Origin of the sequence: Bacillus ndiopicus (assembly GCF_000612805.1) — a bacterium.
GTDB lineage: Bacteria > Bacillota > Bacilli > Bacillales_A > Planococcaceae > Metasolibacillus > Metasolibacillus ndiopicus.
The window spans coordinates 55,869-71,308 of the sequence record NZ_HG964412.1 but is presented as its reverse complement, the minus strand read 5'-3'; the positions used below and the strand labels follow the sequence as shown (position 1 = coordinate 71,308).

Below are 15,440 nucleotides of genomic sequence, written 5' to 3'. Positions count from 1 at the left end.
CAAAGACCGAAGGTCAGCTCGGCGCGGTATCGAAGGCTAACAATCGCTATCACTTTCAAGCGAATATGACATGAAGCAGTGCAGATGAGCAAGGAGGTCGAGGCGACAAGGCGTGCGGAGCGGAATGTACTTTGTACATGAGCACCGTAAACGCCGCAGGCAACGAAGAAATCCGCCGCTCAGCTGTGCTGCGTTGAAGCGCTGATGGTAGTTGGGGGCACCCCCTGTGAGAGTAGGACATCGCTTCGCACGAGTAAACCGCTGAGAAATCAGTGGTTTTTTTGTTTAAAAAAAGGGAAGCCCCTAACTACCAAAGACCGAAGGTCAGTCAGCGCTTCGATGGCTATCCTGATAGAAGTACGAAACTTCCTGATAGAACCCCAAAAGTTACTGATAGAAAGCGAAAATCTCTTGATAGAACATCTCGATATGCCAAAGTCTCTAATTTAAAAATGAATTCCTTGAAATATTTAACAATTTCTTTAACTATAGGAATAGTTTTATTATGATGCAGCAATGTCTTTTATTAGCATGGATTCCGCTAATATTTAAAATTGAATGTAACAATATCGTAACCAATTTACTTGTCTAAAGTTATATTTTATGTTCAATGCTCCTACAATAAAGTAGGAGGGGAAATATGCTGATTGATGGAGTTTTCTCTGGTGGTGGCTTGAAGGGCTTTGCGTTAGTTGGAGCGTATCAAGTTTTAGAAGAGGAAAATTTTCGCTTTAAGCGTGTAGCAGGGACGAGTGCAGGAGCAATTATGGCGGCATTTATTGCAGCGGGATATAGCGCTAAAGAAATAGAGCAACTGTTAGATGAATTAAATTTTGCGACGCTTTTGGATAGTCGTAGAACATTGTTCAATTTTCCATTTTTAAAATGGCTCAATGTGTATCGACATCTGGGAATATATCGAGGGATTGCACTAGAAAAATGGTTTTACAGAAAGCTAGCCGATAGAAATATTTACACATTTGCAGATTTGCCTTCAGGGTCCTTAAAGGTAGTTGCTTCGGATTTGTCGAATGGTAAAATGATTGTACTGCCAGATGATTTAATTAGCTACGGGATTGATGCAAATAGATTTTTAGTGGCACGTGCTTTGCGGATGAGCTGTAGTATACCATTCTTTTTTGAACCTGTAATTTTAAAAGCAAGGAATAATGAATCTGTCATAGTAGATGGGGGTGTTTTGAGCAATTTTCCTTTTTGGATATTTGATGAACGTAATGGGAAAAGAATACGACCTCTACTTGGAATTAAACTAAGTTCGCGTGCTGAGCATCAACAACCTAGAAAAATTAATAATGGGCTACAATTATTTGAGTCGCTTTTTGCAACGATGAAGGATGCGCATGATCAGCGTTATATATCGAGAAGGCATGAACGAGATATTATGTTTATTCCCGTTGAAGAATATAGTGCTACGCAATTTACAATGGATGATGAAGCGAAAGAGGAGTTAATTGCTATCGGAAGGACTCGAGCAAAGCAATTTTTAATAGGGTGGCCTAAAATACGTCTCTTCTAAAATTAGAGGCGTATTTTTTTAAATAAACTATTGTAAATACTAATAAATAATGCTAATATATTAAATGTCGATAAAATAATTTAATAAATTGGTCCCGTGGTGTAGCGGTTAACATGCCTGCCTGTCACGCAGGAGATCGCCGGTTCGATCCCGGTCGGGACCGCCATTTATGTAGTTTTTATAAGCAGAATTTGCTTATAAAGGCTTTTTTTGATTTAGCGAATGTGTAAGCACTTCTGATAGTGAAGAACTCAGTCTAAAGCATCGCAACGTTATGATAATAGAAAATATCCTGGAGTTTGTACAATACAAGTGATATTTACAGGCTAACTTCAGCTTTGAACTTGCTTGAAAGGATCTGAACTGGAGCTAGGTAAGGCATAATTAATTTAATAAATAACTCGAATTTTGTCGAAATATTTGTTTTCAAAATGTTCATAGTGGGTATGTATTGTTATATACACGATGTCGGGAGTGAGGCGTATGCTAAAGAAATTTAGTGGCGTGTTGGCTATTACGCTCGGTTTAAGTAGTTGTGCGGCCTATGAACAAGGGAAGCTAATTGATATTGAAGATTCGAATGCATATGTATGGCAGAAATATATGAATGAACAAGAATTTAATCAGCTAGAGGTAGGTATGAGCTATCTTGATGTTGTAAATACTGCAAAAGGTATAGGGACACTTCAAAAAGAGGGTATCTACATTTGGCAGGATGAAAATAGATTAACACAAGCTTATGAAATACATTTTCAAAACGATCAGCTCATTGAGAAAAAAGTAATCGAATTACGCGGGCATTCAACACGTTAAACACTATATAAAGCAAAACTTCAATTGGTAGTATTTCTTAGATTGTTAGATTTCATTAATCGAGCTTTTAAGGGCAGTAAATTACTCATAGGATTTTATTACTGCCAAATATAAGGAGGCGTTTAGGATTCATTTCTAAAGACGCCTCTTTTGGTGTGCAAAAGTAGCAGTAGTCCTTTGAACATTTTTTCGCATTCGAGTAAACTAAAAGTAATGTATTTTCAGGAAGGGTTAAAAATATGAAATTTGAAAAGCATATACAATCATTAGAAGAAACAGAGCAGCTTGCTGTAAATTTAGCTGAGCGATTAGAATCACAAGATACAATTACATTAGAAGGCGATTTAGGGGCTGGAAAAACGACTTTTACACAAGCTTTAGCAAAAGGGCTAGGTATTAAAAGAACAGTGAATAGCCCTACCTTTACAATTATGAAGCAATATGAAGGACGATTACCTTTAAATCACTTAGATGTTTATCGTTTAATGGATAGCGATGAGGATTTAGGTTGGGAGGAAATTTTTTATGGTGATGCTGTAACAGTTGTAGAGTGGGCACATTTAATCGAAGAAGATTTACCAAAAGAACGCTTAGCAATTACGATTAAGCGAACTGGCGAACAGGAAAGATTATTTATTTTAGAGCCGATGGGTGCTCGTTATGTCGAGCTTTGTGAGGAGTTAATGAAATGATTTGGTTAGGAATTGAAACAGCAAATGCGCCGTTATCCATTGCACTAGTACAAGACGGCAAAATCATTGCAGAAGTTGTTCAACATATTAAAATAACGCATTCAGCTGGTGCAATGCCTGCTATTGAGGAATTATGTGCAAAGGCATCAATCCAACCTACAGCGATTGATGCGATAGCAGTATCCGAGGGACCAGGGGCATACACAGGTGTTCGAATAGGTGTGACGTTAGCTAAAACGTTAGCATGGACATTGCAAAAGCCTTTAGTAGGTGTATCGAGCCTACAAGTGTTAGCTGCTAATGGATATTTATTTAGTGGAATTGTCTGTCCTTTATTCGATGCAAGACGTCAGCATGTATATGCGGCTATTTATCAAGGCCAAACTTTAAATGCATTATTAGAGGATGGACATTATGCAATCGAGGATTTGCTGGAGCAAGTAAAGAAGCATGAAGAACCAGTATTATTTATTGGTGCGGATGTTGCATTATATAAAGAGCAGATTGAACAAGCCTTAGGGGAGCGAGCAATTTTTGCCTCGTTTACTTTGAATTTGCCTCGTGCTTCAGAGTTAGTTGCATTAGCGATGAATAGAGAGTTGCCCTCAATGGAAGCTATACATTCTTTCGTGCCACAATATCGCCGCATTGCAGAGGCGGAGGCAAACTGGTTGAAAGAGCAAAAGGAGAGCAAATAGACAATGGTGCAATATCGCAAAATGACAGTAGCAGATGTGGAAGCTGTGTATGCAATTGAAGTTGCTGCATTTCCAACACCATGGACGTTAGATTCGTTTTACTATGAAATGACAGAAAATCAATTTGCTTATTATACGGTAGCTGAGGAAAATGGAGAGATTCTGGGCTTTTGTGGAAGCTGGCTCGTTATTGATTCAGCACAGATTACAAATGTCGCTGTAATCGAGTCTGCAAGAGGAAGAAAAATAGGAGAAGGCTTAATGTGTGAGGCAATGCGTGTTGCACGTGAGGCAAATATGGAAACGATGAGCTTGGAAGTGCGTGTATCAAACGTAGTAGCGAAAAGCCTATATTATAAACTAGGCTTCCAAGATGGAGGTCTACGAAAAGGATATTATACTGATAATCAAGAGGATGCTCTTGTCATGTGGGTGAAATTATAAATGGAAAATCAATATATTTTAGCAATTGAAACAAGCTGTGATGAAACAGCAGCTGCAATTATTAAAAACGGAACTGAGATCGTATCAAATGTTGTAGCATCTCAAATTGATAGCCACAAACGCTTTGGTGGCGTTGTGCCTGAAATTGCTTCACGTCACCATGTGGAGCAAGTGACAATTGTTATTGAGGAAGCATTAACACAGGCACGGCTGCAGCCAAGCGAGTTAACAGCCGTAGCAATTACTGAAGGACCAGGGCTTGTAGGAGCATTGTTAATCGGAATTAATGCGGCGAAGGCTTTTGCGTGGGCAAACCATTTACCAATTGTTGGTGTTCATCATATTGCTGGGCATATTTATGCGAATAATCTAGTGCAGCCAATGGAATTTCCGTTATTAGCTCTTGTTGTATCAGGTGGACATACGGAGCTTGTTTACATGCAGGAGCATGGGCATTTCGAGTTAATTGGTGAAACACGTGATGATGCAGCTGGTGAGGCATATGATAAAGTAGCGCGTGTACTGAATTTGCCTTATCCTGGTGGACCACATATTGACCGATTGGCACATGAGGCAGAAGGTGCTGTATCTTTTCCACGTGTTTGGTTAGAGGAAGAAAGTTATGATTTTAGCTTTAGTGGTTTGAAATCAGCAGTTATTAATTATAAGCATAATATGGATCAGCGTGGTGAAGAGATTGTTGCAACACAAGTAGCAAAAGGCTTCCAAGATAGTGTAGTAGAAGTATTAACGACCAAAACGTTGCGTGCAGCTCGTGAATTTAATGTAAAACAAGTAATAGCAGCAGGTGGTGTAGCTGCAAATAAAGGTCTGCGCACAGCGCTTGAGCAAGCTTTTGAACAGCAAGGTATTCCTTTCTACGTACCACCATTGAAGTTGTGTACAGATAACGCAGCAATGATTGGTGCAGCAGGTGCTAAAATGTATGAGGCTGGCGTGCGCGGCGATATGATGATGAATGGTCGCCCTGGCATGGAGCTAAAAAGCTGGGTATAATTCATACTTCATTCCCACAGGTTATAACCAACTTCAACAGAGATAAATAGAAATGCCATTAGCGATGAAAAGCTAGTGGCGTTTTTTTGTTCAGCTAGGAGGAACTAAGTGGCGGAGCGTCTGAGTTAATATTATTCAAGGCATAATTGGTCTAGTTTGGCATAATGTAAAATTATATTGTTTTTTGCTGTCGATATGCTTAAAAATACACCATTATATAAAAGGTTTAATTTTTCTGAAAATTATCCACAGGCCAAGAGTAGAAAACAGTAAAATGTCAATAAGAACATCCGTACTTATGCACAAATTGTGGATAACTTGTGTGTAAGTTGTGATTTATCAATATATAGTATGCAGTTTTCCTCATTATGATGTGGGGAAAAAAATTTTTGATTGTGGATAATGTGGAAAAGTCTGTTGATATGTTGGTATAGCTACACTTTGAATGTGAATAAAATTGTGGGCTAATTTTATCGAAATTTGTATATTGACCAATATATATGTAATATAAAGTAGAATAGCAAATGTGTAAATAGGGGGGAATCTATTGAAGCAAAATAAAAGCTCAATGATTGCGTTATTAATTTTTGGTGGAGTTTTAGCGAGTATCGTTTTATGGCTGCTTAGTCATACTGTATTCGGTATTTATATTTTATATTCATTTTCAAATCTGCTTATTTTTGCAGCGATTACTTGTTATCCTCTAGCCATTGTTTATGGAAGACAGGACATAAAAAGAGTGTATGAAAGTATTCACATAGGAAACTATCGTCTAATTCGCATGAAAAAGCCATATGCGAACGTATTAAATATGATTATTGCAATCGTTATCACATTACTTTTCGGCTGGGTATATGGCGTGTATGGCGCTTACCGTGATTTAAAATATAAAAAGCCGCTAAGAAGAATAAAATAAAGGACATTGAGCGTTATGCGTTCAATGTCCCATTATTTTTATAGGCTTTCTAGTTCCTCACTTAGCTCAAGCCACTCCATTTCGAGCGTTTCATGACTTTCTTTTACAGAGTCTAATTCATTTTGAATTTTTAGCGCTTTCTCATGATCAGCAAAAATTGCTGGATCACAAAGCTGCTCTTCTAAAGCTACAATCTGTTCATCGAGTGTAGTCATTTGACCTTCAATATCCTCTAATTGTCGGCGAATTTGGCGCTCGCGTTTTTTAGCATCCTTATCAATTGTAGATGTCGAGGCTTTTGTTACAATAGCTGCTTCGACTAATGAGGATTCTTTCATTGCCGCAAGATCCGCCAACTCTTGCTTTTTCTCAACATAGTAATCGTAATCGCCCAAATATTCGAATGAGCCGTCTTGTGCTAGCTCTACGACCTTTGTTGCAATACGGTTAATAAAATAGCGATCATGCGATACAAATAACAGTGTGCCTGGATAGTCAATTAAAGCATTTTCTAAAATTTCCTTACTGTCTAAATCTAAATGGTTTGTTGGCTCGTCTAGCACTAGGAAATTGGACTTTTGCATCATCAGTTTAGCAAGAGCCAAGCGGGCTTTTTCGCCGCCAGATAAAGAATTAACGGATTTTCCAACATCATCGCCACTAAATAAGAAGCGTCCAAGCACGGTGCGGATATCCTTTTCATTCATTAGTGGCCATTCATCCCAAAGCTCCTGCAGCACTGTTTTATTAGAATTAAGCTTTGCTTGCTCTTGATCATAGTAGCCAATTTGTACATTTGTACCATAGCGAATATCCCCAGCGAGCTGCTGCAAATCCTGTACAACAGTCTTTAATAAAGTAGATTTACCAACACCGTTTGGACCGACAAGTGCAACGCGATCTTCGCGAAATAGGCGCAGCTGAATGTTGCGAGAAATTTCCTTGTTTGGATAGCCTACAGTGAGCGCATCAACTGCTAGCACATCATTGCCACTTTGCTTCTCAATTGAAAAGCCGAAGCTAGCCGATTTTTCATCACCATCAGGGGCATCCATCCATTCCGTACGCTCTAACATTTTACGACGACTTTGGGCCATTTTTGTTGTAGATGCGCGGGCGATATTTTTTTGAATGAACGCTTCCATCTTTGCCTTTTCATCTTGCTGACGCTCATATAATTTCATATCACGCTCGTAATTTTTTGCTTTATCATCTAAATAAGCGCTGTAGTTACCTACATATTTTGTAACGCGTGTACGCGATACTTCGTAGACAATGGATACAACTTGATCTAGGAAGTAGCGGTCATGTGAAACGATTAAAATAGCACCAGCATAGCCTTTTAAATAATTTTCAAGCCATGCTAATGTTTCGATATCTAAATGGTTTGTTGGCTCGTCTAAAATTAGTAGATCAGGCTTTGATAATAATAGCTTAGCTAAAGCTAGACGCGTGCGCTGTCCACCTGATAAGGAGCGAATTGGTTTCGCATAGTCTTCAGGGTAAAATTGCATACCATGCAAAACAGAGCGCGTATCAGCCTCAAATTGATAGCCACCAGCTTCTTTAAAATCATGCTGTAATTGGTCGTATTCCGCCATTAATTTTGCATATGCTTCTGGGTTTTCATACACATCAGGCTCTGCCATCTGCTGCTCTAAAGCGCGGAGTTTTTTCTCCATTTGTTGTAGCCCTACAAAGATTGTCATCATTTCGTCCCACATTGATAATTCAGAATCAAGCCCTGCATGCTGCTCTAAATAGCCGATTTTAATATCCTTTGGGATAATGATTTCACCAGAATCGTAGGACATTTGCCCTGCGATAATTTTTAATAAAGTTGATTTCCCTGCACCATTGCGGCCAACAAGGGCGACACGGTCACGATGTTGTACTTCTAGCTTAACACCGCTTAATATTTCATCCGTAATAAAAGATTTATATAGTTGATTTACTTGTAATACAATCATAGTTACACCTCAGTTCATGCTTTAAGTGTAATAGATACGCATGCTTGGTGCAATGATGGATACTTTACTTATTCGTCTATGTCTAGTAAGATGAAAACGACTTCGAACTAGATTGCAGGAGGATTCTATGTGAACAAAGAAATAAAAATTCCACAAGCAACTACGAAGAGGCTTCCTTTGTACTACCGATTTTTACAAAATTTTGCGACTGAAGGGAAACAGCGCGTCTCATCTCAAGAGCTTAGCGAGGCGATGAAAATAGATTCAGCAACGATTCGCAGAGATTTTTCTTATTTTGGTGCCCTCGGTAAGAAAGGGTACGGTTATGATGTACAACATTTATTGCAGTTTTTTAGAGAAACGCTAGATCAAGACGAAGCAACGAATGTAGCATTAATCGGAGTAGGGAATTTAGGAAATGCCTTTTTAAAATATAATTTTCAAAAAAACCATAATACACGCATTGTTGTGGCATTCGACTCGAAAGCACCGTATGAGGGAACAGAAATTAGCGGTATCCCAGTTTTCCATCCAGACCGCTTAGAGGAAATGTATGAGAAATATAATGCGGAGTTAGCCATATTAACGGTATCAGCACGATCGGCGCAGGCGACAGCAGACCGTTTAGCACAAATGAACGCAAAAGGTATTTTAAATTTTACGCCGATAAGATTAAATGTACCTGAATCGATGAAATTAATGAATATTGATTTGTCTGTCGAGTTGCAGGCGCTTATTTATTTAATACGCAATTGACGCAAATTATTCACAACTAATGTATTAGCAAAATGGCGCGGAATGCGGTAAAATATACATTAAAGAGGAGGTGGCGTAATGGTAATCCATTTAAATGCGATTGGACCAGTAAGCCTTGTTATTATCGGTGTTGTTGCCATCCTAATTTTTGGACCGAAGAAGCTTCCAGAGCTTGGCAAGGCAATGGGTTCTACACTTCGTGAGTTCAGACAAGCAACTAAAGGCTTAGCAGACGATGATGACGATAAAAAGAAAGTTATTGAGCATAAAGATAACGATAATGTTAAGTAAGTTAAGGATGTCTTATATATGAATCCAAAAGAACTGACTGTCATAGAGCATATTGAAGAATTGAGAAGTCGCCTTGTTGTCACGGCGTTCTTCTTTGTTTTGGCCCTTGTAGGTAGCTTTTTTTTAACGGAGCCAATTATTAAATTTATTCAAGAGAGCGATGAGGCAGCCCAATTTACATTAAACGCCTTTGCACCGACAGACCCATTAGCTGTATTTTTAAAGGTGATGTTTATTGTGGCGTTTGTTTTCACGTCACCAGTGTTGCTTTATCAGCTTTGGTCGTTTATTACTCCCGGATTGCTTGAAACGGAGCGTAAAGCGACATTAAAATATATACCTTATTCATTTTTCTTATTTATATTAGGACTAGCTTTTGCTTATTTCGTATTATTCCCATATGTCATGGGCTTCATGTCGAGCTTATCGAATAATTTAGAAATTCAGCAAACGATAGGGATTAATCAATTTTTCTCTTTTTTACTAACACTGACTTTACCATTTGGTATTGTATTCCAATTGCCGGTTGTTACGCTATTTTTAGCGCGTATTGGCGTTTTGAACCCTGCATTAATGGTGAAATTCCGTAAATATTCTTATTTTGTACTATTTGTTCTTGCGGCAATTTTGGCTCCACCTGATTTTGTTTCAAATTTAATTGTTGCGATACCGTTATTTATTTTATACGAAGTGAGTATCGTCATTTCGAAAATCGGCTACAAGAAGTTTTTAGTGGCAGAGGAGCAGCGTCAGCGTGAGGAGCAGGAGGCAGCTGAGCAAGTGCGAGTAGAGGAGTTGCTAGCAGAGCAACGACGACAAATAGAAGAAATGAATAAATAATGATTTTGCCTAATTGAAAAGAATATTAGTAAAACAGGACAATCTAGAAGTTTCTAGATTGTCCTGTTTTGTTTTTTCAAAATAGCACATATTACTTTGGGATAGATTCGATGACTTGCGGAATTTTATCTATGTTTAATTGTGCTAGTGTGACTAAGCCATTCATTAACATATGTGCAATGATGGGTGCAAGTAGGCGCTTTGTTTTAAAGTATAAAAAAGAAAAAATTAGTCCCATCACTGTATATACTAATAGATGTGGTAAATCTCGATGAATAACAGCAAATACTACAGCGCTAATTAAAGCGGAAACCCAAAAGTTTTGTCTTTGGATAAGCGAACCGAAGATGACACGGCGAAATATAAGCTCCTCTAAAATAGGTGCTAATAATGCTGAAGAGACAATCATTATTGGTGCAACTCGTGTAATATCCATAATCAATGCTGTATTCTCAGATCCTGGTTTAATACCTAGTAGATAAACTTCAATTAGTGAAGCTAAAATTTGACCTGAAAATGCTAAAAATACACCAATAACTCCCCAACCGATTGTGACACCAATTGAAGCGCGTTGTTCCTTAAAAACATTAAAGAAATTTTTATCCCTTCTAATAATAATTATCATAATGACTAGAGCAATCATGAAGGCAATGGTATTCCACCAAGCCATTAAAACAAACTCTTTATGCTCAGAATCAGGTATTAAATTCAAGGAAAAATCTCTAACGCCTGGAATTACTAAAACGATGCTTGATAATAGGGCAGCAATGTATAACAGCAATACAAATAAAGCCGTTTTCTGTGTTTTGAACTTTGGTGAGCTAATAGAAGTCACGTGCATAAAACCTACTTTCTGTAACTATAATACGTTATGCTTTCTTTATTGTAGAGGAAGTTCAAGAGAAATGAAAATTTTTTGTAGTTCTTACTTGCAAAAAATTTAGAGATTATTTAATATAGTAAGTGTGTTAGCACTCCTTGTTATAGAGTGCTAATAAATCCAAAGAATTAATATTTTGTAGGAGGTTGTTTCACTTGTTAAGACCATTAGGTGATCGTATCATTATCGAACTAGTTGAGGTAGAGGAAAAAACGGCATTTGGTATCGTTTTACCAGACTCAGCAAAAGAAAAGCCACAAACAGGTAAAGTAGTGGCAGTTGGGACAGGTCGTGTATTAGATAACGGTACACGCGTTGAGCTTGATGTGAAAGAGGGAGACGAAGTTATCTTCTCAAAATTCTCAGGAACTGAAGTAAAGTATGATGGCACAGAATACTTAATTTTACGCGAAAGCGACGTATTAGCTGTTATTGGTTAAAAAATAACGGGGCGTCCAGAAAGCAGCGCGCTAGCCTGCTTTTCAGACAACCCCATATAAAACGATAAGTAATGAGCTGACAATCAGCGGCATATAACACGAATGGATAAATTTTTTCAGGAGGTTTTTTGACAATGGCAAAGGACATTAAATTCGCAGAAGAAGCACGTTCATTAATGCTTCAAGGTGTAGATAAATTAGCAAATGCAGTAAAGGTAACATTAGGACCAAAAGGGCGTAATGTTGTATTAGAGAAGAAATTTGGTTCACCTTTAATTACAAATGACGGCGTTTCAATTGCAAAAGAAATCGAGCTTGAAAATCCATATGAAAACATGGGGGCAAAGCTTGTAGCAGAAGTAGCATCAAAAACAAATGAAATTGCTGGTGATGGTACAACAACTGCAACAGTATTAGCTCAAGCGATGATTCGTGAAGGCTTAAAAAACGTAACGGCTGGTGCAAACCCTGTAGGTATTCGTAAGGGTATCGATAAAGCTGTAGCGGCAGCTTTAACAGAGCTTCAAGCTATTGCACGTCCAGTAGAAAATAAAGAGGCGATTGCGCAAGTAGCGGCAATTTCTTCAGCAGATGAAGAAATCGGTCAATATATTGCAGACGCAATGGAGCGCGTTGGTAACGATGGCGTTATTACAATCGAAGAATCAAAAGGCTTCACGACAGAGCTTGATGTAGTAGAAGGTATGCAATTTGATCGTGGTTACGCATCTCACTACATGGTAACTGATACAGATAAAATGGAAGCAGTATTAGACAATCCATATATTTTAATCACAGATAAAAAAATCTCAAACATTCAAGAAATTTTACCAGTGTTAGAGCAAGTAGTACAACAAGGTCGTCCAATTTTAATTATTGCTGAAGATGTTGAAGGGGAAGCTCTTGCAACATTAGTAGTAAATAAATTACGCGGTACATTCAATGCAGTAGCTGTTAAAGCACCTGGCTTTGGTGATCGTCGTAAAGCGATGCTAGAGGATATCGCGATTTTAACAGGTGGTCAAGTGATTACACAAGACTTAGGCTTAGATTTAAAATCAGCTGATATTACAACTTTAGGTCACGCAGCAAAAGTTGTTGTATCAAAAGACAACACAACAATCGTTGAAGGTGCAGGCGACACTGTAGCAATCGAAAGTCGCGTTGGTCAAATCCGTGCACAGCTTGCTGAAACGACTTCAGAATTTGATAAAGAAAAATTACAAGAGCGTTTAGCAAAATTAGCTGGCGGTGTAGCAGTCATTAAAGTTGGTGCTGCAACAGAAACAGAATTAAAAGAGCGCAAACTACGCATCGAGGACGCATTAAACTCAACTCGCGCAGCAGTTGAGGAAGGTATCGTTTCAGGTGGTGGTACAGCATTATTAAACGTTTACAGCGCAGTTGAAAAAGTACTTGAAGAAGTAGAAGGCGACGTAGCAACTGGTGTGAAAATCATCCTTCGTGCGTTAGAAGAGCCAGTACGTCAAATCGCTGAAAACGCTGGCTTAGAAGGTTCAATTATCGTTGACCGCCTAAAACGCGAAGAAGTAGGTATCGGCTTCAATGCAGCAACAGGCGAATGGGTAAACATGATTGATGCAGGTGTAGTAGACCCAGCAAAAGTAACTCGCTCAGCACTTCAAAACGCCGCATCTGTAGCTGCTCTATTCTTAACTACAGAAGCAGTAGTAGCCGACATCCCAGAACCAGCTGGCGCAGGTATGCCAGATATGAGTGGCATGGGCGGAATGCCAGGCATGATGTAAGCTTTAGCTTATATTAAAATTTTAGTTATATAATGACCACCTCTCATTGTGATGAGAGGTGGTTTTTTATATACAGAAAAGGTAGTATAGATATACATGACACACAATTAGGGGGAATTTCAATGAATTACAACCGAGAAAAATTGACCATTACAACAGACAGGCTTGTTCTTAGATTATTTCAAAAAACAGATGCTGAACAAGTGGCTGCACTTTGTAATAACTATAATATTTATAAAAGTACAATGTATTTGCCACACCCATACAAGGTAGAAGATGCATTAACATGGATTGAATATCATCATGAAAACTTTCTAGAAGACCGTTCTTACGAATTGGCAGTGACAGATAAAGAAACAAACGAGGTTTACGGGGCGATTGCCTTATCGAACAATAAACATTTTAACCAAGGTGAGCTTGCTTATTGGATTGGCGAACCGTATTGGGGAAAGGGCTACGCTACAGAGGCAGCGAAGGCGATAGTGCAGTTTGCATTTGAAGAAAAGAAGCTGCATAAAGTTTTTGCAAGATATTTTGCAACAAACCCTGCTTCAGGCAAAGTAATGGAGAAGATTGGAATGGATCAAGAAGGGGTATTAAAAGATCATATTATTAAGGATGGGAAGTATGAGGATTTAGTTTATTATGGGCTTATTAATAAGCTAGCAAATAAGGCGTGATAGAGAAACGAATAACTATAAAAAAGCAAAGCCAACTGACAGGGCTTTGCTTTTACGTATATTAGCCTCGCACAATACGAGTGCGCACTTTATTCGAAATAAACTCTACAAGTAAGATTAACGCGACAAGTCCGATTAAAATAGAGCCTACTTCAGACCACTTGTAAGCGTTCATTGCAAAGATTAATGGTGCACCGATACCACCAGCGCCTACTAAACCAAGAACAGCCGCATCACGTAAGTTCATATCAAAACGATAAATGATAATCGAAATGAACATCGCTGAAAGCTGTGGTAAAATACCAAAGCGGATTTTTTCAAATGTAGTACAGCCAATTGATTCCATTGACTCTAAAACACCTGTATTTAAATCTTCAATCACATCTACATAAAGCTTTGATAGCATACCAATTGATGTTAAAGACATTGTTAAAACACCTGCAAATGGACCAGGACCTGTTACACGGATAAACATTAAACCGTAAACAATTGCTGGAATTGTACGAACCAAAATTAAAAATAGACGTACAACGAAAACGACAGGCTTTGGCATAATGTTAGAAGCTGATAAAAAAGCAAGTGGAATAGCTAAAATAGCCCCTACCACAGTCCCTAAAAAGGCAATCGCCATCGTTTCTAATAGTAGATATGGAACACCACGATCTGTAAAATTGAACAATAAATCTAGATTCGGATTAAATAATCCAGCGAAAATATTTTTCGCAATCGTCAAGCCATTTCCCGTTAAGTTGGATAAGTTAAATGCTGAAACAGACCATAGTAGGAGGGCGATAACGATAATTGTTGTAATGATTGTTGATAGACGATTTTTCGGTTCTTTTAACAATTGTTGTTCAATCGAATTCATAATATCCCTCCTACATTAATTTCTTTCTAAAGTGTTCGCTAACTGTTTCAATAATAAATACTGCCACAACAAGCATTAATAAAATCATGCCGACATTCGAATAGTTACGCCAGCCTAAGTTTTCATTTAGTAACAGACCAATACCACCAGCGCCTACATAGCCTAAAATAGATGCATAACGCACATTCCCTTCGAAGCAGAACAATGTAGTAGATAAGTAGTTTGGTAAAACTTGAGGTAAGATTGCATAACGGAAAGACTGTATTGTCGTTAATCCCATTGAATGCATTGCCTCATAAGCTTTCATGTCAGCATTTTCAATTTGCTCATATAACAGCTTTCCTACGTAAGCGATTGTGAATAGGAAAATAGCGACCGTACCAGCCATCGTACCTAAGCCGAAAATAAATGTTGCAATTAACGCAACAATTAATGTTGGGAAAGTTCGTAATATACTTAGTATAAATTTGCTTAATACGACAACTACACGGCTTTTAATAATATTTGATGAAGCACAAAAGGCAATCGGGATTGCAACAATCGCGCCTAAAATTGAGCCAAGTAATGACATTTTAATCGTATTGAATAACGGCACCCATAGTTTCGGAGCATAGTCAAAATTAGGTTTAGCCATTTCTTGTAAAATAATAAATAGTTTATTGATGCGTTCGTATATAACTAACACGCTAAAGCCAGTAATGCGGACTGAAAAGTAAATAAGCACAATGCCAATTAAAATGATTAATGGAGTCATTGAGCGCTTCATTGCAACTTCTTTACCGTTCTCCAATGTGATTTTACTTTTTGCCAGAGGATTTAATTTCATAGA

General features: G+C 38.1%; 17 protein-coding genes and 1 tRNA gene. 14 read left to right on the top strand and 4 right to left on the bottom strand.

Annotated elements, in window-relative coordinates:
- Positions 1-640 precede the first annotated feature (640 nt).
- From TY13_RS19135 to TY13_RS19100, 8 genes are all read left to right on the top strand, one after another.
- A complete protein-coding gene (locus TY13_RS19135) occupies positions 641-1,537 on the top strand; it encodes a patatin-like phospholipase family protein (protein ID WP_042479226.1) in 897 nt (298 codons plus the stop codon).
- Positions 1,538-1,627: 90 nt separating this feature from the next.
- Positions 1,628-1,703: transfer RNA gene (locus TY13_RS19130), tRNA-Asp, on the top strand.
- Positions 1,704-2,020: 317 nt separating this feature from the next.
- Complete coding sequence (locus TY13_RS19125) at positions 2,021-2,350, top strand: hypothetical protein (protein ID WP_052344391.1); 330 nt, start codon at positions 2,021-2,023, stop codon at positions 2,348-2,350.
- Between the two features lie 239 nt (positions 2,351-2,589).
- A complete protein-coding gene (tsaE, locus tag TY13_RS19120) occupies positions 2,590-3,042 on the top strand; it encodes a tRNA (adenosine(37)-N6)-threonylcarbamoyltransferase complex ATPase subunit type 1 TsaE (RefSeq protein ID WP_042479220.1) in 453 nt (150 codons plus the stop codon).
- Positions 3,039-3,740: a tRNA (adenosine(37)-N6)-threonylcarbamoyltransferase complex dimerization subunit type 1 TsaB gene (gene tsaB / locus TY13_RS19115; protein WP_042479218.1), complete on the top strand. Its 702-nt coding sequence runs from the start codon at positions 3,039-3,041 to the stop codon at positions 3,738-3,740. Before tsaE ends, tsaB begins: the two co-directional genes overlap by 4 nt.
- Before the next feature lie 3 nt (positions 3,741-3,743).
- Positions 3,744-4,184 carry a ribosomal protein S18-alanine N-acetyltransferase gene (gene rimI, locus TY13_RS19110; protein ID WP_042479216.1) on the top strand — a complete coding sequence of 147 codons (441 nt, stop codon included), beginning with the start codon at positions 3,744-3,746 and terminating at the stop codon, positions 4,182-4,184.
- Positions 4,185-5,201: a tRNA (adenosine(37)-N6)-threonylcarbamoyltransferase complex transferase subunit TsaD gene (tsaD, locus tag TY13_RS19105; RefSeq protein WP_042479215.1), complete on the top strand. Its 1,017-nt coding sequence runs from the start codon at positions 4,185-4,187 to the stop codon at positions 5,199-5,201.
- A gap of 547 nt (positions 5,202-5,748) precedes the next feature.
- Positions 5,749-6,117 (top strand): hypothetical protein, encoded by a 369-nt coding sequence (locus TY13_RS19100; RefSeq protein ID WP_042479213.1) that lies wholly within the window; start codon positions 5,749-5,751, stop codon positions 6,115-6,117.
- Between the two features lie 38 nt (positions 6,118-6,155).
- Here the strand turns inward: TY13_RS19100 and TY13_RS19095 are convergent, their stop codons facing one another.
- A complete protein-coding gene (locus TY13_RS19095) occupies positions 6,156-8,087 on the bottom strand; it encodes an ABC-F family ATP-binding cassette domain-containing protein (protein ID WP_042479210.1) in 1,932 nt (643 codons plus the stop codon).
- A gap of 129 nt (positions 8,088-8,216) precedes the next feature.
- Here TY13_RS19095 and TY13_RS19090 point away from each other — a divergent pair, with 129 nt between their 5' ends.
- From TY13_RS19090 to tatC, 3 genes are all read left to right on the top strand, one after another.
- The gene (locus TY13_RS19090) at positions 8,217-8,843 is read left to right on the top strand and encodes a redox-sensing transcriptional repressor Rex (protein ID WP_042479207.1); all 627 of its coding nucleotides are present in this window, start codon (positions 8,217-8,219) and stop codon (positions 8,841-8,843) included.
- Between the two features lie 78 nt (positions 8,844-8,921).
- The gene (locus tag TY13_RS19085) at positions 8,922-9,134 is read left to right on the top strand and encodes a twin-arginine translocase TatA/TatE family subunit (protein ID WP_042479204.1); all 213 of its coding nucleotides are present in this window, start codon (positions 8,922-8,924) and stop codon (positions 9,132-9,134) included.
- Between the two features lie 18 nt (positions 9,135-9,152).
- Positions 9,153-9,974, top strand: coding sequence for a twin-arginine translocase subunit TatC (gene tatC, locus TY13_RS19080; RefSeq protein WP_042479202.1), 822 nt, complete (start codon positions 9,153-9,155; stop codon positions 9,972-9,974).
- Between the two features lie 91 nt (positions 9,975-10,065).
- On the opposite strand, the gene TY13_RS19075 is transcribed toward tatC, so the two are convergent.
- Complete coding sequence (locus TY13_RS19075) at positions 10,066-10,815, bottom strand: CPBP family intramembrane glutamic endopeptidase (RefSeq protein WP_195891728.1); 750 nt, start codon at positions 10,813-10,815, stop codon at positions 10,066-10,068.
- A gap of 194 nt (positions 10,816-11,009) precedes the next feature.
- On the opposite strand from TY13_RS19075, the gene groES reads away from it, so the two are divergent.
- The 3 genes from groES to TY13_RS19060 all read left to right on the top strand — a co-directional run bounded on the left by groES (position 11,010) and on the right by TY13_RS19060 (position 13,743).
- On the top strand, positions 11,010-11,294 hold the full coding sequence (gene groES / locus TY13_RS19070) for a co-chaperone GroES (RefSeq protein WP_042479200.1): 285 nt from the start codon (positions 11,010-11,012) through the stop codon (positions 11,292-11,294).
- 134 nt (positions 11,295-11,428) lie between these two features.
- A complete protein-coding gene (groL, locus tag TY13_RS19065) occupies positions 11,429-13,063 on the top strand; it encodes a chaperonin GroEL (protein WP_042479197.1) in 1,635 nt (544 codons plus the stop codon).
- 122 nt (positions 13,064-13,185) lie between these two features.
- Positions 13,186-13,743, top strand: a complete 558-nt coding sequence (locus TY13_RS19060) for a GNAT family N-acetyltransferase (protein WP_042479196.1) — start codon at positions 13,186-13,188, stop codon at positions 13,741-13,743.
- A 61-nt stretch (positions 13,744-13,804) separates the two neighbouring features.
- Here TY13_RS19060 and phnE (TY13_RS19055) read toward each other — a convergent pair whose 3' ends face one another.
- Positions 13,805-14,611, bottom strand: coding sequence for a phosphonate ABC transporter, permease protein PhnE (gene phnE, locus TY13_RS19055; RefSeq protein ID WP_042479192.1), 807 nt, complete (start codon positions 14,609-14,611; stop codon positions 13,805-13,807).
- A 10-nt stretch (positions 14,612-14,621) separates the two neighbouring features.
- On the bottom strand, positions 14,622-15,437 hold the full coding sequence (gene phnE, locus TY13_RS19050) for a phosphonate ABC transporter, permease protein PhnE (protein ID WP_042479191.1): 816 nt from the start codon (positions 15,435-15,437) through the stop codon (positions 14,622-14,624).
- Positions 15,438-15,440 lie beyond the last annotated feature (3 nt).

Coding starts and splice junctions, on each gene's coding strand:
- TY13_RS19060 (WP_042479196.1), top strand. CDS start 13,186: ATGAATTACAACCGAGAAAAATTGACCATTACAACAGACAGGCTTGTT.
- tsaE (WP_042479220.1), top strand. CDS start 2,590: ATGAAATTTGAAAAGCATATACAATCATTAGAAGAAACAGAGCAGCTT.
- TY13_RS19095 (WP_042479210.1), bottom strand. CDS start 8,087: ATGATTGTATTACAAGTAAATCAACTATATAAATCTTTTATTACGGAT.
- rimI (WP_042479216.1), top strand. CDS start 3,744: ATGGTGCAATATCGCAAAATGACAGTAGCAGATGTGGAAGCTGTGTAT.
- tsaB (WP_042479218.1), top strand. CDS start 3,039: ATGATTTGGTTAGGAATTGAAACAGCAAATGCGCCGTTATCCATTGCA.
- phnE (WP_042479192.1), bottom strand. CDS start 14,611: ATGAATTCGATTGAACAACAATTGTTAAAAGAACCGAAAAATCGTCTA.
- TY13_RS19075 (WP_195891728.1), bottom strand. CDS start 10,815: ATGCACGTGACTTCTATTAGCTCACCAAAGTTCAAAACACAGAAAACG.
- tatC (WP_042479202.1), top strand. CDS start 9,153: ATGAATCCAAAAGAACTGACTGTCATAGAGCATATTGAAGAATTGAGA.
- TY13_RS19135 (WP_042479226.1), top strand. CDS start 641: ATGCTGATTGATGGAGTTTTCTCTGGTGGTGGCTTGAAGGGCTTTGCG.
- tsaD (WP_042479215.1), top strand. CDS start 4,185: ATGGAAAATCAATATATTTTAGCAATTGAAACAAGCTGTGATGAAACA.
- groL (WP_042479197.1), top strand. CDS start 11,429: ATGGCAAAGGACATTAAATTCGCAGAAGAAGCACGTTCATTAATGCTT.
- phnE (WP_042479191.1), bottom strand. CDS start 15,437: ATGAAATTAAATCCTCTGGCAAAAAGTAAAATCACATTGGAGAACGGT.
- TY13_RS19085 (WP_042479204.1), top strand. CDS start 8,922: ATGGTAATCCATTTAAATGCGATTGGACCAGTAAGCCTTGTTATTATC.
- TY13_RS19125 (WP_052344391.1), top strand. CDS start 2,021: ATGCTAAAGAAATTTAGTGGCGTGTTGGCTATTACGCTCGGTTTAAGT.